Below are 24361 nucleotides of genomic sequence, written 5' to 3'. Positions count from 1 at the left end.
CTGGCCGCGCTAGCTCATCCTCAGGGCGAGGAAGAAGTCCAGCTTGTCCTCAAGACGCGACAGATCACGACCCGTCAGTTGCTCGATCCTGCCCACTCGGTAGCGCAGGGTGTTCACGTGCAGATGCAGCCGGGCCGCGCACCGCGTCCAAGAACCGTCGCAGTCGAGGAACGCTTCGAGGGTGGGGATGAGTTCCGCCCGGTGCCGCCGGTCGTAGTCCCGCAGCGGGTCGAGCAGCCGCGCGGTGAACGCCCGGCGCACGTCGTCCGGCACGAACGGCAGCAGCAGCACGTGCGACGCAAGCTCGTGGTGGCCCGCCGCGCAGACCCGGCCGGGGCGCGCCGCCGCGACCCTGCGGGCATGCCGGGCCTCCTCCAGCGCCCCGCGCAGCCCCTCCGCCGAGTGCACGGCCGCGCTGACACCCAGTGTCAGCCGCCCGTCGTCGGCGAGGCCGCCCGAGAGCGGCTCACGCACCGCCTCCAGGAGTACGTCGGCGTGCAGCCCCGCACGGGAGGCCCCGTCGTCGCCCCCGCCGTCTCCGTCCGTCTCCTGCGCCGCCTCCAGGGCGACCGCCGGCAGCGGTACGAGGGCGATCGCCTCGTCCCCCGCGTGCGCCACCGCGATCCGGTCGGAGGAGTCGGGACCGACCACCGCCGGGTCGACCAGTATTTCCTCCAGCAGCGTCTGGGCCACCGGCCCCGACGGGACCGCCGCGGCCGGACCGGCGCCGCCGGGGCCGCCTTCCAGCCAGTCGACCCGCGCCACGACCACCTGCCAGTGCGGCGCCGAACCGAGGCCGGGCAGCAGCACCGGGGCGGCGACCCGCAGACGGGCCGCGATCTCGGCGGGCGCCGCGCCCGTCTGCACCAGCTCCAGGACCTCCTGGGCGAGGCGGCGGCGTACCGTACGGGCGGCGTCACGCCGGTCGCGTTCGACGGCGATCAGCTGAGTCACCCCCTGGAGCAGGTCCAAACGGGCGGCGGGCCAGTCGCCGGCGTCCGCCTCCACCGCCAGCAGCCAGTCCGACAGCACGCTCTCGCGTACGTCGCGGGAAGCGGCCGCGGCGGCGCCCGCGCCGCGCCCGGCGCTCCTGATCGGGAACAGCGAGTACGTCGTGCCCCGCACGGCGGCCCGGTGCGGCGCCCGGCGCCCGGTGCGGCTGGCGGCCAGGTGCTCGCCCGCGAGCACGGCGCCCACGGCCGGCGGCAGCGGGTCGCCGGCGCCCGCGATCTGGCGGCCGGTGGGCGAGAGCACCCAGGCGCGCAGGTCCAGGTCGGAGGTCAGCAGGTCCAGCACCACCTCGGGGCCGCCGCCCGCCGGGCCCGAGGTCATCAGCCTGCGGTGACGGTCGACGACCGCCGCCAGGTCACCGGCCCGCTCGCCCGACACCTGGCGCACCACGTGCTCGGTGATGGTCGCGAAGGCGACGGCCTCCCGGACCGCGAAGAGCGGCAGCCGGTGACGTACGCACGCCTCCACCAGGTCGCCCGGGATGGCTCCGAGCTCCGCCTCGCCCGCCGCGAGCCCGGCGACGCCCGCGCCCGCCAGGATCCGTACGAAGGGCTCCGAGTCCTCGGCGTCACGCCGCCACGCCAGACCGGTGAGGACCAGCTCGCCGCCGGACAGATAGCGGCTGGGGTCCCGCAGGTCGGTCGTCATCACACCGCGCACGGTGCGGTCGAGTTCTTCCTCGCCGCCGAGCAGCCGCAGGCCCAGCGCTTCGGTCTCAAGCAGTGCGCGCAGCCGCATGGGTGTTCGCCGCCGATCTGTCTCGTGGTGGATGGATGCTGTTAGTGGTGGCCCGAAGGCGTGCTTGCCGGTCCCGGAGGCCGTGCTTGGTGTTTCCGGAGGAAAGCCGTGAGGCGACAGAGCTTCGCCTTTCGTTCGAATCTACAAGACGTGAGCAGTCACCAGCCAACTCCTTCATGGTTTCGGTGACTGCACCAGGCGAAGCCCCGGCGGTGTACTTGGGCCAAGCCACGTGAACGGCAGATGAACGCCTCAGAGCGACCCGGTCGGCTCAGAGCACCAGGCCGACAAGCCGGCGGTTGGCCGTCTCCAGCCCCAGCGATACGCGAACCACCCGATTGAGAAGAAGAGAGCCTCATGGACTTCCTTCGCCCCGCCAGCTGGGAGGAGGCGCTCGCCGCCAAGGCCGAGCACCCCACGGCTGTGCCCATCGCGGGCGGCACCGATGTCATGGTCGAGATCAACTTCGACCACCGCCGTCCCGAGTACCTCCTGGATCTGAATCGCATCAGCGACCTGCGCGAGTGGGAGGTGGGCGAGGAGACCGTACAGCTCGGTGCCTCCGTCCCGTACACCCAGATCATGGACCACCTGCGGGCGGAACTGCCGGGCCTCGCGCTCGCCGCCCACACCGTCGGATCGCCCCAGATCCGCAACCGCGGCTCGGTCGGCGGAAACCTCGGCGCGGCTTCCCCCGCCGGTGACTCGCACCCCGCCCTGCTGTCCGCGGGCGCCGAGGTCGAGGCCGAGTCGGTACGCGGAACGCGCCTCATCCCGGTGGAGGAGTTCTACACCGGCGTGAAGCGCAACGCGCTGGAGCCGGACGAGCTGATCAAAAGCGTCCATATCAAGAAGGCCGACGGTCCGCAGCAGTTCTCCAAGGTGGGTACCCGTAACGCCATGGTCATCGCGGTCTGCGCGTTCGGCATCGCGCTGCACCCCGAGACCCGCACGGTGAAGACCGGCATCGGTTCCGCCGCCCCGACCCCGCTGCGCGCCCGCGCCGCCGAGGACTTCCTGAACGCCGCGCTTGAAGAGGGCGGGTTCTGGGAGAGCGGCAAGATCATCACCCCTTCGATCGCCAAGCAGTTCGCGGAGCTCGCCTCCGGTGCCTGCAACCCGATCGACGACGTGCGCGGCACCGCGAAGTACCGCCGCCACGCGGTCGGCATCATGGCCCGCCGCACGCTGGGCTGGACCTGGGAGCAGTACCGCGGCAACGGCCGCACGCTTGAAGGAGCTGCATAGCAATGCGCGTGAATTTCACGGTCAACGGCCGTAAGCAGGAAGCGGACGACGTCTGGGAGGGTGAGAGCCTGCTCTACGTCCTGCGCGAGCGCATGGGCCTGCCGGGCTCCAAGAACGCGTGCGAGCAGGGCGAGTGCGGCTCCTGTACGGTCCGCCTCGACGGTGTCCCCGTCTGCGCGTGCCTCGTCGCCGCAGGCCAGGTCGAGGGCCGCGAGGTCGTCACCGTCGAGGGCCTCGCCGACTTCGCCAAGCAGCGCGAAGAGGGCTGCGCGACCGGCGCCTGCGGCGGGACCTCCCTCCAGCAAGCCCAGCAGTGGCAGGCTCGCCCTTCCGACAAGGTCGCCGACTCGCAGAACGGTGAGGGCGCGGAGCTCGCACCGATCCAGCAGGCGTTCATCGACGCCGGCGCCGTGCAGTGCGGTTTCTGCACCCCGGGTCTGCTGGTCGCCGCCGACGAACTCCTCGAGCGCAACGCCGAGCCGTCCGACGCGGACATCCGCGAGGCGCTCTCGGGCAACCTGTGCCGCTGCACGGGCTACGAGAAGATCCTGGACGCGGTGCGCCTGGCGGCCGCTCGCCAGGACCGCCAGGAAAGCGGGGTCTGATCCATGGGCGTCACAGGTACCCCCACCAGCATCAAGCAGGGTTCGAAGACCAAGGGCGGCATCGGCGAGTCCACGCTCCGCCCCGACGGCACCCTGAAGGTCACCGGCGAGTTCGCCTACTCCTCGGACATGTGGCACGAGGACATGCTCTGGGGCTACACGCTCCGGTCCACCACCGCGCACGCCGAGATCCGGTCGATCGACACGGCCGAGGCGCTCGCCATGCCCGGCGTGTACGCCGTGCTCACGTACGACGACCTGCCCACCGAGGTCAAGAACTACGGCCTGGAGATCCAGGACACCCCGGTTCTCGCCCACGGCAAGGTCCGCCACCACGGCGAGCCGGTCGCCATCGTCGCCGCCGACCACCCGGAGACGGCGCGCCGCGCCGCCGCCAAGATCAAGGTCGACTACGCCGAGCTGCCCGTCATCACCGACGAGGCGTCGGCCACCGCGCCCGACGCGCTGCTGATCCACGAGGGCCGCGACGACCACCACATCGGTCACGTCCCGCACCCGAACATCGTGCACCGCCAGCCGATCGTCCGCGGCGACGCCGACGAGGCCGCCAAGCGCGCCGACGTCATCGTCTCCGGCGAGTACGTCTTCGGCATGCAGGACCAGGCGTTCCTCGGCCCCGAGTCCGGCATGGCCGTACCCGGCGAGGACGGCGGCGTCGACCTGTACGTCGCCACCCAGTGGCTGCACTCGGACCTCAAGCAGATCGCCCCCGTCCTCGGCCTGCCCGAGGAGAAGGTCCGCATGACGCTCTCCGGCGTCGGCGGTGCCTTCGGCGGCCGCGAGGACATCTCGATGCAGATCCACGCGTGCCTGCTCGCCCTGCGCACCGGCAAGCCGGTCAAGATCGTCTACAACCGGTTCGAGTCCTTCTTCGGCCACGTGCACCGCCACCCGGCGAAGCTCTGGTACGAGCACGGCGCGACCAAGGACGGCAAGCTCACGCACATGAAGTGCCGGATCGTGCTGGACGGCGGCGCCTACGCGTCGGCCTCCCCGGCGGTCGTCGGCAACGCCTCGTCGCTGAGCGCCGGCCCGTACGTCATCGACAGCGTCGACATCGAGGCCATCGCGCTCTACACGAACAACCCGCCCTGTGGCGCCATGCGCGGCTTCGGCGCGGTCCAGGCGTGCTTCGCGTACGAGGCGCAGATGGACAAGCTCGCGGCGAAGCTCGACATGGACCCGGTGGAGTTCCGCAGGCTCAACGCCATGGAGCAGGGCACGCTCCTGCCCACCGGCCAGCCGTGCGACTCCCCGGCGCCCGTCGCCGAGCTGCTGCGCCGCGTCAAGGCCATGCCGCTGCCGCCCGAGCAGCAGTGGCTGGCGGCCGGCGAGCAGGCCGATGTACGCGCCCTGCCCGGCGGTCTGTCGAACACCACGCACGGCGAAGGCGTCGTACGCGGCATCGGCTACGCGGTCGGCATCAAGAACGTCGGCTTCTCCGAGGGCTTCGACGACTACTCCACCGCCCGCGTGCGGATGGAGGTCATCAACGGCGAGCCGGTCGCGACCGTGCACACCGCGATGGCGGAGGTCGGCCAGGGCGGTGTCACCGTCCACGCGCAGATCGCCCGCACCGAGCTCGGCGTCACGCAGGTGACGATCAACCCGGCCGACACCCAGGTCGGCTCGGCGGGCTCCACGTCCGCCTCCCGCCAGACCTACGTCACGGGCGGCGCGGTCAAGAACACCTGCGAGAACGTCCGCGAGAAGGTCCTGGAGATCGGGCGGGCCAAGTTCGGCTCGTACCACCCGGCCTGGGCGACGGCGGAGCTGCTGCTCGAAGGCGGCAAGGTCGTCACCGACGGCGGCGAGGTGCTGGCCGACCTGGTCGACGTACTCGAAGGCGAGTCGGTCGACCTGGAGCTGGAGTGGCGCCACCGGCCCACCGAGGCGTTCGACCTGCGGACCGGACAGGGCAACGGCCACGTCCAGTACTCGTTCGCCGCGCACCGCGCGGTCGTCGAGGTGGACACCGAGCTCGGTCTGGTCAAGGTCATCGAGCTGGCCTGCGCGCAGGACGTCGGCAAGGCGCTCAACCCGCTGTCCGTTGTCGGCCAGATCCAGGGTGGAACCACCCAGGGCCTGGGCGTCGCGGTCATGGAGGAGATCATCGTCGACCCGAAGACCGCGAAGGTGCGCAACCCCTCCTTCACGGACTACCTGATCCCCACCATCCTCGACACGCCGACCATCCCCGTCGACGTGCTCGAACTCGCCGACGAGCACGCGCCCTACGGGCTGCGCGGCATCGGTGAGGCCCCCACTCTCTCGTCGACCCCGGCCGTTCTCGCGGCGATCCGGAACGCGACGGGTCTGGAACTCAACAGGACGCCGGTGCGGCCCGAGCACCTCACCGGTACCTGAGTTCCCTCCAGCTCCCCGGGCGGTGCCGTGCCTCCAGGAACGTCACAATTCCCCGCCTGACACCGCCCGGGGTCTTCAAGTACCGCACCGCTCGCGGTCCTCGCAGAAACAGCAGAAACAGCAGAAACGCAATAACCGCAGCAACCCGCAGTAACCGCTCACAGAGTCAAAACCCCGTTCGTCTCGGGCCGTCCCCCGGGTCGTGCAGCCCTCGCAGCATCCCAAATCCCGCGTTTCCAATCTCCATGCGGGTGCCCCTTTGAACCTTGGGAGACAGGCACCATGACCCAGCAGTCCACAGAGCCGACGACCACGGCGGAGGACGCCGGCGCGGGAACGCGCCAGCCCGCCGGCCGGTCCTGGCTCGACCGGTACTTCCACATAACCGACAGAGGATCCACCGTCGCGACCGAGGTCCGCGGCGGCATCACCACCTTCATGGCGATGGCGTACATCCTTCTGCTCAACCCGCTGATCCTCAACGGCAAGGACGTGGCGGGCAACAGCCTCAGCCAGCCCGCCCTCATCACCGCGACTGCTCTCGCCGCCGCTGTCACCACGCTGCTCATGGGCTTCTGGGGCAAGGTCCCGCTCGCCCTCGCGGCCGGTCTCAGCGTCTCCGGTGTGCTTGCCTCTCAGGTCATCCAGGTGATGACCTGGCCGCAGGCCATGGCCATGTGTGTGGCCTACGGTGCGGTGATCTGCCTCCTGGTGGTCACCGGCCTCCGCGAGCTGATCATGAACGCGATCCCGATCGCGCTCAAGCACGGCATCACCATGGGCATCGGCCTCTTCATCGCGCTGATCGGCCTGGTGAAGGCCGGCTTCGTGCACGAGAACCCCGCCTTCGGCGGTGGCCCGGTCACGCTCGGTCCCGCGGGTGAACTGGCGGGCTGGCCCGTCCTGATCTTCGCGGTCACCCTGCTGCTGATCTTCGCCCTCCAGGCCCGCAACGTACCCGGCGCCATCCTGATCGGCATCGTCGTGGGCACCGTCGTCGCGGTGGTCCTCAACGCGATCGCCGGCATCCCCGGCAAGGCGTGGTCCTTCCGCGCACCGGAGCTGGAGGGAAGCGCGGTCTCCGCCCCCGACTTCTCACTCTTCGGGGAAGTGTCCTTCAGCGGCTTCGGAGAAGTCGGCTACATCACCGTCACCATGATCGTCTTCACCCTGGTGCTGGCCGGCTTCTTCGACGCCATGGCCACCATCATCGGTGTCGGCAGCGAGGCTAAGCTGGCCGACGACAAGGGCCGCATGCCGGGCCTGTCCAAGGCGCTCTTCATCGACGGCGCCGGCGGTGTCATCGGCGGTGTCGGCGGTGCCTCCGGCCAGACCGTCTTCGTCGAGTCGGCCACCGGCGTCGGCGAGGGTGCCCGTACGGGCCTCTCCTCCGCGGTGACCGGCGCGTTCTTCGCGGCCTGCCTCTTCTTCACCCCGCTCACCGCGATCGTGCCGGCCGAAGTCGCCTCCGCGGCCCTGGTCGTCATCGGCGCGATGATGATGCAGAACGCCCGGCACGTCGACTGGAGCGACCGCGCCACCGCGACCCCGGTGTTCCTGACCGTGGTCCTGATGCCGTTCACCTACACCATCACCACGGGTGTGGCCGCCGGTGTCATCTCCTGGGTCGTCATCAAGGTGGCGCAGGGCAAGGCGCGCGAGGTGAGCGCCTTCATGTGGGGCCTGACCGCGATCTTCATCGTGTACTTCGCGATCCACCCCATCGAATCCTGGCTGGGCGTCGGATAACCCCCGAGCCCGCCCTCAGCACCCCGTAAGGAGACAGTCATGCTGGACATCGCCGAAGAGCTCAACCGGTGGGTCGAGCAGGGTCGTGACTTCGCCGTGGCCACGGTCGTGGCGACCCACGGCAGTTCGCCCCGGCAGCCGGGAGCGGCCCTCGCGGTCGATTCCGAAGGCACGGCGATCGGCTCCGTCTCCGGCGGGTGTGTGGAGGGCGCGGTGTACGAACTGTGCCGGCAGGCCCTCCAGGACGGCGAAACCGTCCTGGAGAGCTTCGGCTACAGCGACGAGGACGCGTTCGCCGTGGGTCTGACCTGCGGCGGCGTGATCGACATCCTCGTCACCCCGGTACGCGCGGACTCTCCCGGCGGGGAGGTGTTCGCGGCAGCGCTGGCCACCGCCGCATGTGGGGATGCGGCGGCGGTCGCGCGGATCACCGACGGGCCGGCCGACGTCATGGGCCGCGCCCTGCTCGTCCGCCCCGACGGTTCGTACGAGGGCGCCCTCGGCGGCCACCCCGAGCTGGACCGTACGGCGGCGGGCGAGGCCCGCGCCATGCTCGACGCCGGACGCACCGGCACCGTCCTCATCGGCGAGGACGGCTCGCGCTGCGGCCGGCCGCTGACGCTCCTCGTCGAGTCGAGCGTCCCCGCCCCACGCATGATCGTCTTCGGCGCCATCGACTTCGCCCCCGCCCTCGTGCGCGTGGGCAAATTCCTCGGCTACCACGTGACCGTGTGCGACGCGCGTCCCGTCTTCGCCACCCGCGCGCGCTTCCCCGAGGCCGACGAGATCGTCGTCGAGTGGCCGCACCGCTACCTGGAGTCGACCGAGGTCGACGGCCGTACGGTGCTCTGCGTCCTCACCCACGACGCCAAGTTCGACATCCCCCTGCTGGAGCGGGCGCTGCGCCTTCCGATCGCGTACGTCGGTGCCATGGGCTCCCGCCGCACCCACGAGGACCGCAACAGGCGGCTGCGGGACGTCGGCGTCACCGAGCTCGAACTGGCCCGGTTGCGCAGCCCCATCGGCCTCGACCTCGGCGCCCGTACGCCGGAGGAGACCGCCCTGTCCATCGCGGCCGAGATCGTCGCCGCCCGGCGCGGGGGCAGCGGCGCGTCGCTCACCGGCGCGCACACCCCGATCCACCACGAGGGTCCTCGGGCCCCGGCCGGACGCATAGGTTCCGTCGCCTGACGCCGGTGCGGACGTACAGTGTCCGCCGTGAGTGCCCCCCTGCGCCGGGCCCGGACCCGGACCCGTCACCTCGCGGCCGTGGCCGCGGGCGTGACGCTGTGCGCGGGGCTCGGTGTCCGGGCCGTGGGGCACGGCGAAACCGCCAAGTACGCGGGGGACGCGCTCTACACCGTTCTGCTGTGCACGCTCGTCACCGCCCTCGCACCCGCGACCAGGCCGCCTGCGGCCGCCGGTGTCGCGCTCGCCGTCAGCTGGGCGATCGAGTGCGCGCAGCTCACCGGCGTACCCGCCGACCTGGCCGGGCGCAGCGTCCTCGCACGGCTCGTGCTCGGTTCGACCTTCAACGCGCCCGACCTGCTCTGGTACGCCATGGGCGCGGGCCTCTTCCTCCTCATACGCACCGCGGTGCCCCGGCCGGACGGCCCGCGCCACGCGTAGTGCCGCGAGCGGCCCCGGGGTGCCCTTCGCCGGCGTCCCGGCCCGAGGCCCGGTGGCGCCGTACACGCCTTGGACCACTGAATCCGACGGGCCGTATCCGGATGGTGGGAGCGCTCCCACCGGCCGGTCGCCGCCCGCGACCCAGGAGTGAACCTGTGCGCATCAGACGACCGATCCTCCGCACCGCCCCCCTCGCCCTCCCCCTCACCCTGACCACCACCGGTCTGGCGTCGGCGCTGCTGCTCGGCGCGCTGCCGGCCGCGGCCACGACCGCCACGACCGCCGCGTCCGAAGACCCGGTCGACGTCGCCACCAGCCTGTACGCGCCGCGGGCCAACCCGGCGGCGTACCGGCAGGCCGACGCGATGGAGCGCGCCAAGCAGCCGCGCGAGGCCGCCGGACTGCGGGCCATGGCCGCTACCCCGCACGCCGTGTGGCTCGCCGGCCGTACGCCGGACGAAGTCAGGAGCGAGACGCGCGCGATCGTCCGCGACGCCGCCCGGCGGAAGAAGACCCCCACGCTGGTGCTCTACAACGTCCCCGGCCGCGACTGCTCCCAGTATTCGGCCGGTGGTCTGCGCGACACGGCCGAGTACCGCGCGTGGGTCGGTGCCGTTGCGGCCGGCATCGGCCGCGGCCGCGCGCTCGTCGTCGTGGAACCCGACGCGCTCGCCCTGGTGCCGGCCGACTGCCCGGCCGGCGCCCGGAAGGACGGGAAGGAGGCCAAGGACGCGAAGGAGGCCAAGGACGAGAAGGACGCGGAGGCGGCCAGGGCCGCCGCGACCGCCGCGCGCTACGCCCAGGTCGAAGGCGCCGCCGCCACCCTCGGCGCCCTGCCCCGCACGAAGGTGTACGTAGACGCCGGGCACCCGGCGTGGCACACCGTGGACAGCATCGTGCCCCGCCTGATCAAGGGCGGGGTCGCCCGCGCCACCGGATTCGCCGTGAACGTCTCCAACTACGGCACGGACGACGCCAACGCCTGGTACGGCAGGCTCATCTCGTCCTGCCTGGCCCACGTCGACAAGGGCGGGAAGGCGTCCGCCTGCCCGACCCAGAAGTGGAAGCGCGCGGACGCCCAGCGCTGGCTCGACCGACACGTGCCCTTCGTCCCGGACCGCATGAAGCACTTCGTCACCGACAACAGCCGCAACGGCAGGGGCCCCTGGACCCCGCCCGCCGGCAAGTACCGCGACGCGCAGGACTGGTGCAACCCGCCGGGACGCGGTCTCGGCATCCGTCCCACCACCCGCACCGGCGACCCGCTCAACGACGCCAACCTGTGGATCAAGACCCCGGGCGAGTCGGACGGCGCGTGCCTGCGCGGTACGAAGGGCCCCAAGGACCCCGAGCGGGGCACGATCGACCCGAAGGCGGGTGACTGGTTCCCCGCCCAGGCACTCGAACTGGTCCGGCTCGCCAATCCGGCGATCATGCCGCACTGAGCAAGGGACTGCCGCGTGCCCGGAGTGCGGCCGACGGGAGTCGTTTACCGGAGGCCGTCACTCCATTCGGAAACACTAATTCCATTACCTCTTCCTGGAATATTGGATTCTATTCAACACCGCACCCGCGCGGTTTTGAATTATGAATTCAACCACTTCCCCTCGCCCTCCGGATTGGCGCTTCAACAATCTGTTGACACCCTCCGGGTGCCTCAATAGGTTGGTGATCGACCAAATCGGGGGAGCGGTCGATTGATTCGGCCGGCTGTGAAGCATTCCGGCGTGACGCCGTATTTCCGTGTCGTGCGGGAATCCCCCGGAAGTGCCAACGGAGGAAATTGAATGCGTTTCAAGCGCGCAATTGCGACCGGTGCGACCGCTGCGGCTGTGGGCGTGGGCATGCTTGCCACCGCGGGCCCGGCCCACGCGAGCGCAAGCAAGTGCAACGGCGGTTCGGTCTTCACGGCGTGTGTGTCCGTCAAGGGGAGTGGCCTCACCGTCCGGGAAGTGACGGCGTTCGGCGACTGCTCCCGCTACCCGGGTTGTACTCCCAACCCGCGTGCGGTGGTGGCGACGAAGTTCAGGCTCGAAATCAAGGAGCCGGGACGCCCGCTGTACAAGAAGACGTCGCCCGTGAGGAACTACAAGAGCAAGCAGGTCGGCATTAAGATCACGCCGAACAGGAACTACCGGGACAACACCAAGGTGTGCGTCACTTCCTGGCGTAATACCGGCAAGGTCGGAACGGCCTGCGTGACGGTGCGCCGCTAGTATTTCCCGATTCGGAATTCCTTCTGGAATCCGATCAGTAGGTCCGGGCGCCGGGCTGTGCGACTGCTGGAGGAGTCGCACAGCCCGGCGCTGTTCTTTTGCCTGCTACCCCGTACGCGCATGTATGCGGCCCGCGAGCAGGTCGCGTACAGCGACGGTCTTTACGCGGCGCTGCCTTCCCTCGCCGGTTCGGCGTCGGTGGCCGGCTGGACGCGGACGTAGCCGTTCTCGTCGACCGACACCCGGTGGGTGCGGACCGGTCGGCGGGCGGGCGGGTTGCTGGGCTGGCCGGTGCGCAGATCGAACCGGGCCGCGTGCAGGGGGCATTCGACGAAGCATCCCTCCAGCCAGCCCTCGGACAGCGAGGCGTCCTGGTGGGAGCAGGTGTCGTCGATCGCGTAGAGCGCGCCTCCGGTGCGGAACACGGCGATCGGCGGCTCGGTGGAGAGCCGGACGGACTCGCCCTCGGGCAGGTCGTCGAGGTGGCAGACAGGAATCACCAGAGCCCCCAGAGTTCGCTCTTCGGTAACATGATGTTCCAGATGGTGCATCGACGCGCGCGATGCGCAACAGGTGCGGAACACAATCCGGATCGGGGGCCGTTGCGTCAAGGGCCCCGTCGAAGACGGCCGTGAATCGGCCGCCAGGTGGTGAGAGCGGACACATGGCGAGCAGGAGCGAGACAGTCGACACGCAGGAGCCGGAGGCGCCCGACGAGGCGAAGCGGACCAAGGGAGGCGCGAGTTCCGTTCAGTCGGTGGACCGCGCGGTGAGTGTGCTGGAGATCCTGGCGAGACTCGGCGAGGCGGGGGTCACCGAGATCGCCGACGAACTGGAGGTCCACAAGTCGACCGCCTTCCGGCTGCTGGGCGTGCTGGAGAACCGCGGCCTGGTGGGGCAGGCGAAGGACGGGGGGAAGTACTACCTGGGCGCCGGGGTGCTCAGACTCGCGGGGGCCGCCGCCGGGCGGCTGGACATCTCCCAGGAGAGCGCCCCCGTCGTACGCGAACTCGCCGACGAGGCGGGGGAGACGGTCAACCTCGCGGTCCTCGACGACGACGCGGCGGTCAACATCATGCAGGCGCGCGGCGCGGCGTCCGTCACCGCGCAGAACTGGTTCGGGAGGCGTACGCCGCTGCACGCCACCTCCAGCGGGAAGGTGCTGCTCGCCGGGCTTCCGGAGGCGACCCGGGAGCTCTTCCTGGCCCGCCGGCTGCCGCGGTTCACCGAGCACACCGTGACCTCGGCGGCCGAACTGCGCGCGCAGCTGGCGGAGATCGCGGCCGACGGGTACGCCGTCGTGTCCGAGGAGATGGAGGTCGGGCTGAGCGCGGTCGCGGCGCCCGTGCGCGCCCACGACGGGAAGGTGGTCGGAGCCGTCAGCGTGTCGGGACCGGTGTACCGGATGGACGAGGCGCGGCTGGTGGAACTGGCCAAGCTGGCCGTCGACGCGGCGGGGGAGCTGTCGTACCGGATGGGCCACCGCACCTGACGCCGCCTTGCCCGGCGGACACCGGACGGGCTGGACACCCGGCGGGCGGGCTGGAGACCGGCGGGCCGGAAACCGGACGGGCTGAACACCCCTGCGGACGATCGGTGTTCGGCCCGTCCGGCTACCGGGTCGCACCGCCGGGCGGCCGCGTGCTCTGCGGCCGATCCGCCCCCTTGACGGCCCCGCGATCGCATTCACAGTATGTCTCTCATCGCGCAACCAGTGGTGCAATGCGCAACAAGAGAGGGGTCGGATCGTGCCTCATGAGGTCCGTGCGGTCGTCGCCACCAAGAGGGGCGCCCTCGTCGGGACGCAGACGATCACCGTCCCCGATCCAGGACCGGGAGAGGTCCTGATAGGCGTCCAGGCATGCGGGGTCTGCCACACGGATCTGCACTACCGGGAGGGCGCGGTCAGCGACGACTTCCCGTTCCTGCTCGGTCACGAGGCCGCCGGCGTCGTCGAGGCGGTGGGCGAGGGCGTGGCCGACCTCAGCCCCGGTGACTACGTCGTCCTCGCCTGGCGCGCCCCCTGCGGCGACTGCCGCTCCTGTCGCCGGGGCCGCCCCTGGTACTGCTTCGACAGCCGTAACGCCACCCGGCCCATGACGCTGCTCGACGGCACCCCGCTCAGCCCGGCCCTCGGCATCGGCGCCTTCGCCGAGAAGACCCTCGTCGCGGCCGGCCAGGCCGTGAAGGTCAGCCCCGCCGCCCGCCCCGAGGCCGCCGGCCTCATCGGCTGCGGCGTCATGGCCGGATACGGAGCCGCCGTCCACACCGGGGGCGTCGGCCGCGGTGACACCGTCGCGGTCATCGGCTGCGGCGGTGTCGGGTGCGCCGCCGTCGCCGGGGCCTCGCTCGCCGGCGCCCGCCGGATCATCGCCGTCGACATCGACGACGCCAAACTCGACGGCGCCACCCGTTTCGGCGCCACCCACACCGTCAACTCCCTCGGAACGGACGCCGTCGAGGCCGTACGCGAACTCACCGGCGGCTTCGGCGTCGACGTCGCGATCGACGCCGTGGGCCGCCCCGAGACGTACCGCCAGGCCCTCTACATGCGCGACCACGCGGGGACGCTCGTCCAGGTCGGCGTACCGGAACCGGACATGCGGCTCGACATCCCTCTGATCGACCTGTTCTCGCGCGGGGGCGCCCTCAAGTCGTCCTGGTACGGAGACTGCCTGCCCAGCAGGGACTTCCCGGTCCTCATCGACCAGTACCTCAGCCGAAAGCTCGATCTCGGCGCCTTCGTCAGCGAGACCATCGCCCTGGAGGACGTCGAGGAGGCCCTCGCCAGGATGCGGCGCGGTGAAGTGCTCCGGTCGGTCGTGGTGCTCTGATGGCGACGGTACGAGACCGGGGAGCCGTCCCGCGCGTGGTCGTCGTCGGCGCCGGCATCGTCGGCTGCTCGCTCGCCGACGAACTCACCGCCCGGGGCTGGACCGACGTCACCGTGGTCGAACAGGGCCCGCTGCCGGCCCCCGGCGGCTCCACGTCGCACGCGCCGGGGCTCGTCTTCCGTACCAACGCCTCCAAATGCCTCACGGATCTGGCCCGTTACACGGTCGACAAGTTCAGCGGCCTGCGGGCGCCCGGCGGACGGGCCTGCTTCGCCCCCGTCGGCGGCCTCGAAGTGGCCACCACCCCCGACCGCCTCGCCGACCTGCACCGCAGGGCCGGACTCGCCGCTTCCTGGGGCGTCGGGGGAGAGGTCGTCGGACCCGACGAGTGCCTGAAACTGTGGCCGTTCCTCGACCCGGACCGCGTACTCGGCGGCTTCCACACCCCGGGCGACGGCCTCGCCCGCGCCCTGCCCGCCTCCCACGCGCAGCGGGAGTCGGCCACCGCGCGCGGCGCCCGGTTCCTCGACCGTACGACCGTCACCGGAATCGAGCAGCGCGGCGGCCGGGTCACCGGCGTCGTCACCGACCGGGGCACCTTCCCCGCCGACCACGTGGTGTCCACCGCCGGCTTCTGGGGGCCGGTGATCGGGCGCATGGCCGGCGTGGACGTCCCCTTGCTGCCGCTCGCCCACCAGTACGCCCGTACGACCCCGCTCGACGAGCTCGCGGGCGCGGTCCGGGAGGCCACCCGGCCGATCCTGCGGCACCAGGACCGCGACCTCTACTTCCGTGAGCACGCCGACCGCCTCGGCATCGGCTCCTACGCCCACCGGCCGCTGCCCGTCGACCCGTTCACCGTCCCGCGCTACGACGACGCCCCCGTCATGCCCTCCTCGTACCCCTTCACCGCCGACGACTTCGCGCCCAGCTGGGAGGACGCCAAGGCGCTCCTCCCCGCCCTCGCCGCCGCACGCGTCGACGAGGGCTTCAACGGAGTCTTCTCCTTCACCCCCGACGGCATGCCCCTCCTCGGCGAGACCCGCGAACCACGCGGCTTCTGGCTCGCCGAGGCCGTCTGGGTCACCCACTCCGCCGGCGTCGCCAAGGCGCTCGCCGAGTGGATGACCGAGGGCCGGCCCTCCCTCGACGTACACGAATGCGACCTGACCCGCTTCGAGACCGCGCAGCGCTCACCGGCGTACGTCGAGGAGCGGTCGGCCCGCCAGTTCGTCGAGGTGTACGACATCGTCCATCCGCTCCAGCCGCCGGAGCGCCCCCGCCCCCTGCGCGTCAGCCCCTTCTACGCCCGCCAGCTCCAGCTCGGCGCCCACTTCCTGGAGGGCGGCGGCTGGGAACGCCCGCACTGGTACGAGGCCAACGCCCCGCTCGCCGAGGCGATCACCCTCCCGCCCCGCGACGCCTGGTCCGCCACGCACTGGTCCCCGACAGCCGCCGCCGAGGCGAAGGCGACCCGCGAGAAGGTCGCCCTGTACGACATGACGCCGCTGCGGCGCCTGGAGGTCACCGGGCCCGGCGCCCTCGGCCTCCTCCAGCGGACCACCACCAACAACGTGGCCAGGAAGCCCGGCTCGGTGACGTACACCCTGCTCCTCGACGAGGCCGGGGGCATCCTCTCCGACCTCACCGTCGCCCGGCTCGCCGAACACCACTTCCAGATCGGCGCCAACTCGCCCGCCGACCTCGACCTGCTCCTGCGGGCCGCCCCCGACGACGTACAGATCCGCGACATCACCGCGGGCACCTGCTGCGTCGGCGTCTGGGGCCCGCTCGCCCGCGACCTCGTGCAGCCGCTGACCCGCGACGACCTCTCCCATCAGGGTTTCGGCTACTTCAGGGCGCGGCGGACCCACATCGGCGAGGTCCCGGTCACGGCGATGCGCCTCAGTTACGTCGGCGAGCTCGGCTGGGAGCTCTACACCACCGCCGATCTCGGGCTCAGGCTCTGGGACACGCTCTGGGAGGCCGGGCAGCGGCACGGTGTGGTCGCGGCCGGCCGCTCGGCGTTCAACAGCCTGCGCCTGGAGAAGGGCTACCGGGCCTGGGGTCACGACATGACGGCCGAACACACCCCGTACGAGGCGGGTCTCGGCTTCGCCGTCCGTATGGACAAGGGCGACTTCACCGGCCGCGCGGCCCTCGAAGCGCTCGGTGAGCCGGCCCGCAGGCTCACCGCGCTCACCCTCGACGACCCCGCCGCCGTCGTCCTCGGCAAAGAGCCGGTGTACGCCGACGGCAACGGACGCCCCGCCGGTCACGTCACCAGCGCCGGTTACGGCTACACGCTCGGCCGCTGCGTCGCCTACGCCTGGCTGCCGCCCCTCGCGCCCGGCACGCCCGTCCGCATCGCCTACTTCGGCGGGCGCACGGCCGCGACCGTCGCCGAAGAGCCGCTCTTCGACCCGCAGATGACCCACATCCTCAAGTGAGCGAGGTCTCGCGAGATGCCACCCACCTTTGACGTGATCGTCGTCGGCCTCGGCGGCATGGGGAGCGCCGCCGCCCACCATCTCGCCGCGCGCGGCGCCAGGGTGCTGGGCCTGGAGAAGTTCGGCCCGGTCCACAGCAAGGGCTCCAGCCACGGCGGGTCGCGCATCACCAGGCAGTCCTACTTCGAGGGCCCGGCGTACGTACCGCTCCTGCTCCGCGCGTACGAGCTCTACGAGCGGCTGGAACGCGACACGGGCCGCGACGTCGTCACCCTCTGCGGCGGCGTCATGGTCGGGCGCCCCGAATCGCGCACCGTCGCGGGCTCCCTGCTCTCCGCCCGGCAGTGGGACCTGCCGCACGAGATGCTGGACGCGGCGGAGATCCGCCGGCGCTACCCCACGCTCACGCCCCGCGACGACGAGGTGGCGCTCCACGAGGAGCGCGCCGGGTACGTCCGCCCCGAGAACACGGTCGCCGCGCACGTCCAGCTCGCCACCCAGGGGGGCGCCGACCTGCACTTCGAGGAGCCCATGACCCGCTGGGAGGCGCTCGGAGGCGGCCGGGGAGTCCGCGTGCACACGGCGGAGGACACGTACACGGCCGGGCACCTCGTCATCTGTCCCGGCGCGTGGGCGCCGCGGCTGCTCGGCGACATCGGGGTGCCGTTCGCCATCGAGCGGCAGGTCATGTACTGGTTCGGCCCCAGCGGCGGCGTCGAGCCCTTCCTCCCGGACAAGCACCCCGTCTACATCTGGGAGGACGCGGACGGGGTGCAGGTCTACGGCTTCCCCGCGATCGACGGGCCGGCTTCCGGCGCCAAGGTCGCCTTCTTCCGCAAGGGCACCGTCTGCACCCCGCGGACGATCGAGCGGACGGTCCACGACGAGGAAGTGGCGGCCATGGCGGGGCACATGTCCCGGCACATCCCGGCCCTGCCCGGGACCTTCCTCAAGGCCGCCACCTGCATGTACTCCAACACCCCCGACGAACACTTCGTGATCGCCCGGCACCCGGGGCACCCCGACGCGGTCACCGTCGCCTGCGGATTCTCCGGGCACGGCTTCAAGTTCGTGCCCGTCGTCGGCGAGATCGTCGCCGACCTGGCGCTCACGGGCGAGACCCGGCACCCCATCGAGCTCTTCGACCCCCGCAGGCTCACCGCAGAGCCCGCGTACGTGCCCGCCGCCCCCGCGCCCGCCCGAGCCGAGAGGCAGCCCATGCCATGACGACCACCACGAGCACCGCCGGCCTGATCTCCACCCTGCCCGGCCGTTTCTACACCGATCCCGGAATCTTCCGCGACGAGCAGGAGCGGATCTTCGAGGCACTCTGGTACTGCGCCGTGCGCAGCGCCGATCTCGACCGCCCCGGCGCCTTCCGCACGGTCCGGGCGGGCCGCGAGAGCGTCATCGTCACGCGCACCCGTACCGGCGAGCTGCGTGCCTTCCTCAACGTGTGCCGCCACCGCGGCGCACGGCTGTGCACCGAGGACGCGGGGGAGGTGCGGCGCAACCTCGTGTGCCGGTACCACGCCTGGACCTACGCACTGGACGGCAGGCTCGTCGCCGCGCCCAACCTCCGGCAGATGCCCGGCATCGACCGCACCGAGTACGGCCTCGTGAAGGTCGCTCTGCGGGAATGGCTCGGCTACGCGTGGATCTGCCTCGCCGACGAGCCGCCGTCCTTCGAGGACACCGTCGTCGGCGCCGTCGTGGAGCGGCTCGGCGACACCGTGACGATCGAGCGGTACGCGACCGAGGAGCTGGCCCTGGGGCGGCGGATCGGCTACGACGTGGCGGCCAACTGGAAGCTGATCGTCGAGAACTTCATGGAGTGCTACCACTGCGCGACGATCCACCCGGAGCTGACCGACGTACTGCCGGAGTTCGCGGACGGCCTGGCCGCGCAGTACTACGTCGGGCACGGCGCCGAGTTCAGCGAGGAGGCGCAGGGCTTCACGGTCGACGGCAGCGCCGGCTTCGGGAGGCTGCCGGGTATCACCGACGCACAGGACCGCCGCTACTTCGCGGTCACCATTAGGCCGCAGGTCTTCGTGAACCTGGTGCCGGACCACGTGATCGTCCACCGGATGTTCCCGCTGGCCGAGGACCGCACGGTGGTGGAGTGCGACTGGCTGTACGCCCCGGGGGTCGTGGAGTCGGGGGCGGACCTGGACAAGTCGGTGGAGCTGTTCCACCGGGTGAACGTGCAGGATTTCGACGCCTGCGAACGGACCCAGCCGGCCATGGCTTCGCGCGCCTACCGCGACGGGGGCGTGCTGGTCCCGGCGGAGCACCACATCGGAGCGTTCCACGGCTGGGTGAGGGAGAGGCTGGAGATCCCGGGCGGGGACGCGGGGCAACGCGGCCCGCAGGCCGCGGCGACGCCCCCCGGTTCCGGTGGGGGAGCCCCGGCCGCACGCCCTTCACGCGCACGGTGACCGATCGCTCACGGAGAGTGTCTAGCCGGGGCATTACGGTCTGTTCTATTCCGCAGAGCGGGCATAACGTGGAGATATGGGCACTAATCAGCGTGAGTCACAGACGCGGGCCCGACACGTCTGTCCGGTCTGCAAGCAACCCGTCGCGTCCGAAATCAAGCGGCACAAATCCCTGGGGGTCTTCGTGCCCGTCTGGCGCCCCGGCCCCTGCCGGAACCCGGACTGCTCGGCGTACGTACCGGAGGCGGACGCGGAGCACGGGAAGCCCGAACGCCGCTCGTGAGGGCGGTCGCAACGGTCCGGGCGTGTGGCCCTGCCCCGCCCGGACACGGCGTCATGCCGTCATGCGGTCATGCGCTCCGGCGGGGGCATCGCCCCGCGCCGAGCCGGTCCACCCGGTCCGTTCACCGCCCTCGGGGTACTGGGCTGTTCCTGCCGGCCGGCAGGAACAGCCCCTCCGTGTCCGGGGCCTACTGCGGGGTGGCGGGAAGGTACCCGCGCTGCACGGCGTGGACACCGGCCTGGAAGCGGCTCTGGGCGCCGACGAGCTGAAGCAGGTTGGTGGAGATGCGGCGAACGGTGCGGGTCGAGACGCCGAGGCTCGCCGCGATCGCCTCGTCCGTGCGCCCCTGGGTCATCTGACGGAGAACCTCGGCCTGTTGGGCCGTGAGCTTTCCGGGGGTCCGCTCCGGAGAGGCGTCGAACGGCTCGGCCGACTGCCAGACCTGTTCGAACAAGGTGTACAGCAGCGAGATCATGCCCGGGTTCGTCACGACGACCGCCCCGACCGCCGTGTTCTCGATGTCGGTGGCGATCAGTGCGGTCCGCTGGTCGTGGATGATGACGCGGTTGGGGAGGGCGGGCGCCGTGCGGATCTTGGCACCGAGGCTTTCCAGCCACTGGGCGTGTTCCATCGTGGCCCGGTCACGGCGGATGCTTTCGAGGTAGATCGTTCTCATCTGGACACCGCGCTTCAGCATTCTGGTGTTCAGGGGCCGGGACGCGCGCATGTTCTCGGCCGTCTGCGGTCCGCCGGGGGCGAACGTGAGGAACTCTTCCCGTACCCTGCTGTGCAGCGTGACGATGTAGCTGCGGATCGCGTCGATTCCGTCGAGGAACTGCACCCCGGCGCTCGACGTGGACTGTTTGTGGGCGTAGAAGGCGAGCAGCTCGGCGGCGGCCGCCTGCGTCTCCTCCACCTGCTGCTGACGGGCTGCCAGTTCCGCCTGCTGGCGAGCGAGCAGCGCCTCCAGGCCCAGGAGAGGGTGGATGACCTGCACCTGCGGACTGTCCTCCGTGGACATCGTTACCAGGGACATCTCGCTCAGCTGGTCCAAAGAGCGCCGCACCTCGGCGACGGGCAGATCAAGCTGTGCGGCCCATTGTTGAATGCCACCCGACGGATTGGTCAGAAGTATGCGATAGACCGATTCGGTTATCGAGTCGATCCCCAGTTCAACCAGCACCAGAAGCCCCCCTCTGTTCTGTGTCACATCGCTTGGACCCGCAGGTCTCCGGACGAAGCGGCCAGGTTAACCCTCAACCGCTCGCCGATCAAAGAGACTTTAGCGGTTCCAAAGCGCGGAACGTGGAAAGTTCAACCGCCCGCAACCTGCCCTCCTGGCTTGTTCGTGTTGGCGGGATACCGACACTTCCGCCTACGGGGGCCTCTCCACCCGTATGCGGAATCCAGGACGTGCCGAGTGGCTGGACACCTCCGGTTCTGACGGGTAGACAGGATCGCGCGGCGGCCCCGGGCGGTCGAATGAGTCCACGGCGAGCCGCTCCTTCGACCCGGCACCGCCCGCTCGCCCGGTACCGGCAGCCGTTTCCTCATTCTCCGTGAGTGAGCAGGGCCGAAGAAAGCCCACCCGCAGGGGGCGATTCACCCCTCCGGCGGCAACAATGCCGAGAGTCATCCGGTGGAAAGGGGATCGGTATACGTTGAATCGCTGCAAAAGCCCTATGAATCGATATCGATCACTCCATGAGGAACTCCGTGTATCTGGTACACATTCACCTGGTGCCCCACCCTCGGGGTGATCTGCTGCCCGACTGCACCCGCGCGGCCATCACGGCCGCCGCGGCGGATATCGCCGAAGTGGTGCACATCGCTCTGCACCCCGATGCCAAACCCGGTCCCGTCATCGGCGTCTACCTGGCCTTCGACTCGCTGAGGGCCGCGGAAGCGGCAGCGCTGGACATCTGGGACGCCGCCCGCTGCCGGCACGCCTATCTGCGCAACTGGGAGCTGGTACGCGCCGAAGTGCCGATCATGCCGATCATGCCGGGCTACGACGGGTGACCGCCCCCCCGCCGGACAGCCCGCGTGCCGGTCCCGCGCGCCTGACTCCGCCCTCGCCCGGGAATCCGCCCCCACCCGCGGGAATGGACCGCGCGGCCGGGGGAAGGCGGATGACCGAACGCCCCTCGACGCACGTCCGGCAGCCGTGGCCCCCCGCCCCCTGAGCCACGGTTGTCCACCAGCGGACATGGCCGCATTGCCCCCGCCGTCCCCCCTTCAGTTCGCCGCACCCCTGAACCAGACTCGGTGGCGAAGAGCTCGACCGAAGTCTGATGGATGAGGACAGCGAAAAATGGATCGATTGAAGGTCGCGGGCAGAGCCGTCGCGATGGCTCTGGTGCTGGGAACCGGCACGTGGGCCTCGACCGGCACCGCGCTCGCGGACACCGTTCCCGCGGCGACCCCGCTGGACGCCGGCTGGCAGAACCCCGCGCCCCAGGGCGCGATCGACGACGCCGGATGGCAGTGACCGGTTCGCACCGGCCCACGGCCCGCACCCCATGTCTCCCCTGAACCCCCGCGGCAGCCGGGGCTGTTCACGGGAATGATCCCGCGATCCGGCGCCCGGCAGGCCGCCTGTGAGCGGTCCTCCGCCGGCAGGAGAGGCGGGCGCCTTCCGGGCTCCGCCCGATGAGGGCCCGACCGCCGGGCCCGCGCGGCGGACGAGAACGGCATGCGGCCGCCGACGTGGACTCCACCGCGTCGCGCGGCGCCCGCCGCGCCGCCGCCGGACCGCGGCCCTGTCCGTACCCACGGCGCTCGGGCCCGACCCCCCGACCGCCGAAAACCCCCCGCCAGTCCCGTCCTTGACCGTCCTGGACAAGGCGCGGGCCCGCCTGCCTTGTCGCCGGCCGCAGCTGTGCGGCCGGCGCCCGCGGGGTCGCCTCATGCGCGCCATGTGCACACCCGCACCGGCGCCCAGTCGTACGACCGCACACACAAGGAACCTTTCCATGGAAACCCGTGAGACACCCGCCCGGACCGCAGTGCCGCACGACCCGCTCGCCCTCGTCGACGAGGTGTCGGGCTGGCTGACCACTGACGCCGCAGAAGTCGACGCGAAGATCACCGGCGAGGACAGGGACAGGCTGATCGACGGGGTGCGCAAGCTCAACGCCGAATCCCTCGTAGGTGATCAGGCAGCCTTCTACGCCCAGCAGTTGCTGCTGGCCCGGATCTACCAGATGCACACCGTGCTCCCCGAGACGACGACGGCCGAAGGCTCCGTCTTCGTGTCCGAGGTGACCCGCCTCCTGGAGGAAGCCACCGCGCAGGTCGAGGACGACTGGATCGAGCCCGGCCTTCTCGAGCAGGCTCCCGAGGAGCCCCGCGCCTACCTGTCCTGGCTGAAGCAACTGGCCCGTGGACACCGCGTCTTCAAGCACCCGTACTACCACGAGTTCATCCGCAACCAGGCCGACGCGGACGACCTGCGCAACTACGTGATGCAGGAGTCGGTGGTCGACGGCCGCTTCGACGACCTGCTCGCCATGATGCAGGTCGGCACTTCGGGGCGGGCCAAGATGGAGATCGCCGCGAACTTCTGGGACGAGATGGGCAACGGCGACCCGGACCAGGTGCACACTCTGCTCTTCAACAAGATCTACGAGGTGTTCGAGATCCCGCCGGAGGAGCTGGAGCGAAGCCTCACGGCCAACGCCCTGCTCTCGGGGAACCTCGCGGTCATGCTCTCCAGGTACCGCAAGTTCTACCCGGAGGCCGTCGGCTTCCTCGGCATGACCGAGTGGATGGTGCCCGACCGGTTCGTCCAGGTCGTGCACGCCTGGGAGCGGCTCGGTCTTCCGGACATCGGCATCGTCTACCACCGGCTGCACATCACCGTGGATTCCCAGCACGCCGCCGGATGGTTCCACAACGTGGTGCTGCCGGCCGCCGAATCGGCCCACATGCGCCGGGCCATCGCACGCGGCACGCTCTGGCGGCTGAACTCGTCGGCCCGCTACCTCGACGAGCGCATGCCGGTCGCCGCCGCCTGATCGCGCATTCCCCGACCTCTTTCCCGAAAGGCTGTGTCATGCCCCTGAACGCACAGGGATTCACCGTCGTCGACCTGCCCGAGGCATCGGCGGACCTCCTCGCCAGCTACGACGATCTGCCCGTCGACGACTACATGGGAAACGGCACGCGCTTCAAGCGTTTCGACCAGTACCGGCTGAAGTCCAAGGACGGTGAGTGGCATTTCGAGCTGCTGCCGCACCGTGACTACACGACGTACAAGACGTTCAACTCCGTCGGCGGCGGCATCCGCCGGGTCTACGAGCCGATCCAGGTCGACTTCACTCCGCTGATCGCCATCGGCGCCGCCGAGCTGGGTCTCGACCGGTCCGAGGACTGGCAGATCAACGTGCACCAGAACCGGACCCGCGCCGACGGCGGGAAGCCCGGTCCGCTGACCCCCGAGGGTGTGCACCACGACGGCCACGAGTTCGTCATGATCGCCGTCTTCCGCAGGGAGAACGTGGCCGGCGGGGAGACCCGGCTCTGGGAGCCCGGCGCGGACGCCCCCTTCTGGGAGGGCACCCTCAACCCCAACCAGGCTGTGCTGCTGGACGACCGCGCGCTGGCCCACGACGTCACCGACGTCCTGTCCGCCGACGGCGGGCCGGGCCACCGCGACATCGTCATCGTCGCGTTCTCCCGCTGGAGCGACAAGTGGTACGGCGAGGAGCACGACGAGCGGGCGCTGGCCGACCGCCCGGCCTGACCGGCCCCACCGGCCGCACCGC

General features: G+C 70.9%; 20 protein-coding genes. 17 read left to right on the top strand and 3 right to left on the bottom strand.

The genetic code is table 11. The features are described 5' to 3' along the window. Window positions 1-9: 9 nt before the first annotated feature. Complete coding sequence (locus tag AS594_RS07925) at window positions 10-1749, bottom strand: PucR family transcriptional regulator ligand-binding domain-containing protein (RefSeq protein WP_069926303.1); 1740 nt, start codon at window positions 1747-1749, stop codon at window positions 10-12. A 357-nt stretch (window positions 1750-2106) separates the two neighbouring features. Between AS594_RS07925 and AS594_RS07920 the strand changes: the two genes are divergently transcribed. The 8 genes from AS594_RS07920 to AS594_RS07885 all read left to right on the top strand — a co-directional run bounded on the left by AS594_RS07920 (window position 2107) and on the right by AS594_RS07885 (window position 11584). Next, a complete protein-coding gene (locus AS594_RS07920) occupies window positions 2107-2997 on the top strand; it encodes an FAD binding domain-containing protein (protein ID WP_069926302.1) in 891 nt (296 codons plus the stop codon). A 2-nt stretch (window positions 2998-2999) separates the two neighbouring features. After that, window positions 3000-3602, top strand: coding sequence for a (2Fe-2S)-binding protein (locus AS594_RS07915; protein ID WP_069926301.1), 603 nt, complete (start codon window positions 3000-3002; stop codon window positions 3600-3602). A 3-nt stretch (window positions 3603-3605) separates the two neighbouring features. Then, window positions 3606-5990 carry a xanthine dehydrogenase family protein molybdopterin-binding subunit gene (locus tag AS594_RS07910; protein WP_069926300.1) on the top strand — a complete coding sequence of 795 codons (2385 nt, stop codon included), beginning with the start codon at window positions 3606-3608 and terminating at the stop codon, window positions 5988-5990. Between the two features lie 282 nt (window positions 5991-6272). Further along, complete coding sequence (locus tag AS594_RS07905; RefSeq protein WP_069933230.1) at window positions 6273-7739, top strand: NCS2 family permease; 1467 nt, start codon at window positions 6273-6275, stop codon at window positions 7737-7739. Window positions 7740-7778: 39 nt separating this feature from the next. Further along, complete coding sequence (locus AS594_RS07900; protein WP_069935052.1) at window positions 7779-8930, top strand: XdhC family protein; 1152 nt, start codon at window positions 7779-7781, stop codon at window positions 8928-8930. 27 nt (window positions 8931-8957) lie between these two features. Continuing rightward, a complete protein-coding gene (locus AS594_RS07895) occupies window positions 8958-9368 on the top strand; it encodes a ribosomal maturation YjgA family protein (protein ID WP_069930345.1) in 411 nt (136 codons plus the stop codon). Between the two features lie 155 nt (window positions 9369-9523). Then, window positions 9524-10813: a glycoside hydrolase family 6 protein gene (locus tag AS594_RS07890; protein ID WP_240508963.1), complete on the top strand. Its 1290-nt coding sequence runs from the start codon at window positions 9524-9526 to the stop codon at window positions 10811-10813. A 342-nt stretch (window positions 10814-11155) separates the two neighbouring features. Then, window positions 11156-11584, top strand: a complete 429-nt coding sequence (locus AS594_RS07885) for a hypothetical protein (RefSeq protein WP_069933231.1) — start codon at window positions 11156-11158, stop codon at window positions 11582-11584. Window positions 11585-11745: 161 nt separating this feature from the next. On the opposite strand, the gene AS594_RS07880 is transcribed toward AS594_RS07885, so the two are convergent. Then, window positions 11746-12084 carry a bifunctional 3-phenylpropionate/cinnamic acid dioxygenase ferredoxin subunit gene (locus AS594_RS07880; protein ID WP_069926296.1) on the bottom strand — a complete coding sequence of 113 codons (339 nt, stop codon included), beginning with the start codon at window positions 12082-12084 and terminating at the stop codon, window positions 11746-11748. A gap of 164 nt (window positions 12085-12248) precedes the next feature. Here AS594_RS07880 and AS594_RS07875 point away from each other — a divergent pair, with 164 nt between their 5' ends. The 5 genes from AS594_RS07875 to AS594_RS07855 all read left to right on the top strand — a co-directional run bounded on the left by AS594_RS07875 (window position 12249) and on the right by AS594_RS07855 (window position 19309). Further along, window positions 12249-13076, top strand: coding sequence for an IclR family transcriptional regulator (locus AS594_RS07875; RefSeq protein ID WP_079148697.1), 828 nt, complete (start codon window positions 12249-12251; stop codon window positions 13074-13076). 256 nt (window positions 13077-13332) lie between these two features. Further along, on the top strand, window positions 13333-14418 hold the full coding sequence (locus AS594_RS07870; RefSeq protein WP_069933232.1) for an S-(hydroxymethyl)mycothiol dehydrogenase: 1086 nt from the start codon (window positions 13333-13335) through the stop codon (window positions 14416-14418). Next, window positions 14418-16868: a GcvT family protein gene (locus AS594_RS07865; protein ID WP_107357963.1), complete on the top strand. Its 2451-nt coding sequence runs from the start codon at window positions 14418-14420 to the stop codon at window positions 16866-16868. The genes AS594_RS07870 and AS594_RS07865 overlap by 1 nt, the downstream gene beginning before the upstream one ends. A 15-nt stretch (window positions 16869-16883) precedes the next feature. After that, complete coding sequence (gene solA, locus AS594_RS07860; RefSeq protein WP_069926293.1) at window positions 16884-18095, top strand: N-methyl-L-tryptophan oxidase; 1212 nt, start codon at window positions 16884-16886, stop codon at window positions 18093-18095. Next, a complete protein-coding gene (locus AS594_RS07855) occupies window positions 18092-19309 on the top strand; it encodes an aromatic ring-hydroxylating oxygenase subunit alpha (RefSeq protein WP_079144740.1) in 1218 nt (405 codons plus the stop codon). Before solA ends, AS594_RS07855 begins: the two co-directional genes overlap by 4 nt. Before the next feature lie 470 nt (window positions 19310-19779). On the opposite strand, the gene AS594_RS07850 is transcribed toward AS594_RS07855, so the two are convergent. After that, the gene (locus AS594_RS07850) at window positions 19780-20646 is read right to left on the bottom strand and encodes a LuxR C-terminal-related transcriptional regulator (protein WP_240508962.1); all 867 of its coding nucleotides are present in this window, start codon (window positions 20644-20646) and stop codon (window positions 19780-19782) included. A 686-nt stretch (window positions 20647-21332) separates the two neighbouring features. Between AS594_RS07850 and AS594_RS07845 the strand changes: the two genes are divergently transcribed. From AS594_RS07845 to AS594_RS07835, 4 genes are all read left to right on the top strand, one after another. After that, window positions 21333-21614 (top strand): hypothetical protein, encoded by a 282-nt coding sequence (locus AS594_RS07845; RefSeq protein ID WP_141743798.1) that lies wholly within the window; start codon window positions 21333-21335, stop codon window positions 21612-21614. A gap of 292 nt (window positions 21615-21906) precedes the next feature. Beyond that, window positions 21907-22083, top strand: a complete 177-nt coding sequence (locus AS594_RS44565) for a hypothetical protein (RefSeq protein ID WP_167368003.1) — start codon at window positions 21907-21909, stop codon at window positions 22081-22083. Between the two features lie 484 nt (window positions 22084-22567). Beyond that, a complete protein-coding gene (locus tag AS594_RS07840; RefSeq protein ID WP_069933235.1) occupies window positions 22568-23611 on the top strand; it encodes an iron-containing redox enzyme family protein in 1044 nt (347 codons plus the stop codon). A 38-nt stretch (window positions 23612-23649) separates the two neighbouring features. Further along, window positions 23650-24339 (top strand): 2OG-Fe dioxygenase family protein, encoded by a 690-nt coding sequence (locus AS594_RS07835; protein WP_069926289.1) that lies wholly within the window; start codon window positions 23650-23652, stop codon window positions 24337-24339. The last annotated feature ends 22 nt before the right edge of the window (window positions 24340-24361 follow it).

This window comes from Streptomyces agglomeratus, assembly GCF_001746415.1.
In the GTDB taxonomy this organism is placed as follows: Bacteria; Actinomycetota; Actinomycetes; order Streptomycetales; family Streptomycetaceae; genus Streptomyces; species Streptomyces agglomeratus.
This window is presented reverse-complemented; position numbering and strand designations above follow the sequence as displayed.

What these genes read in the sequence shown, in the direction of transcription:
- AS594_RS07925 (WP_069926303.1), bottom strand. Translation starts at nt 1,749, where the DNA reads ATGCGGCTGCGCGCACTGCTTGAGACCGAAGCGCTGGGCCTGCGGCTG.
- AS594_RS07875 (WP_079148697.1), top strand. Translation starts at nt 12,249, where the DNA reads ATGGCGAGCAGGAGCGAGACAGTCGACACGCAGGAGCCGGAGGCGCCC.
- AS594_RS07885 (WP_069933231.1), top strand. Translation starts at nt 11,156, where the DNA reads ATGCGTTTCAAGCGCGCAATTGCGACCGGTGCGACCGCTGCGGCTGTG.
- AS594_RS07865 (WP_107357963.1), top strand. Translation starts at nt 14,418, where the DNA reads ATGGCGACGGTACGAGACCGGGGAGCCGTCCCGCGCGTGGTCGTCGTC.
- AS594_RS07915 (WP_069926301.1), top strand. Translation starts at nt 3,000, where the DNA reads ATGCGCGTGAATTTCACGGTCAACGGCCGTAAGCAGGAAGCGGACGAC.
- solA (WP_069926293.1), top strand. Translation starts at nt 16,884, where the DNA reads ATGCCACCCACCTTTGACGTGATCGTCGTCGGCCTCGGCGGCATGGGG.
- AS594_RS44565 (WP_167368003.1), top strand. Translation starts at nt 21,907, where the DNA reads ATGGATCGATTGAAGGTCGCGGGCAGAGCCGTCGCGATGGCTCTGGTG.
- AS594_RS07835 (WP_069926289.1), top strand. Translation starts at nt 23,650, where the DNA reads ATGCCCCTGAACGCACAGGGATTCACCGTCGTCGACCTGCCCGAGGCA.
- AS594_RS07920 (WP_069926302.1), top strand. Translation starts at nt 2,107, where the DNA reads ATGGACTTCCTTCGCCCCGCCAGCTGGGAGGAGGCGCTCGCCGCCAAG.
- AS594_RS07905 (WP_069933230.1), top strand. Translation starts at nt 6,273, where the DNA reads ATGACCCAGCAGTCCACAGAGCCGACGACCACGGCGGAGGACGCCGGC.
- AS594_RS07910 (WP_069926300.1), top strand. Translation starts at nt 3,606, where the DNA reads ATGGGCGTCACAGGTACCCCCACCAGCATCAAGCAGGGTTCGAAGACC.
- AS594_RS07840 (WP_069933235.1), top strand. Translation starts at nt 22,568, where the DNA reads ATGGAAACCCGTGAGACACCCGCCCGGACCGCAGTGCCGCACGACCCG.
- AS594_RS07900 (WP_069935052.1), top strand. Translation starts at nt 7,779, where the DNA reads ATGCTGGACATCGCCGAAGAGCTCAACCGGTGGGTCGAGCAGGGTCGT.
- AS594_RS07855 (WP_079144740.1), top strand. Translation starts at nt 18,092, where the DNA reads ATGACGACCACCACGAGCACCGCCGGCCTGATCTCCACCCTGCCCGGC.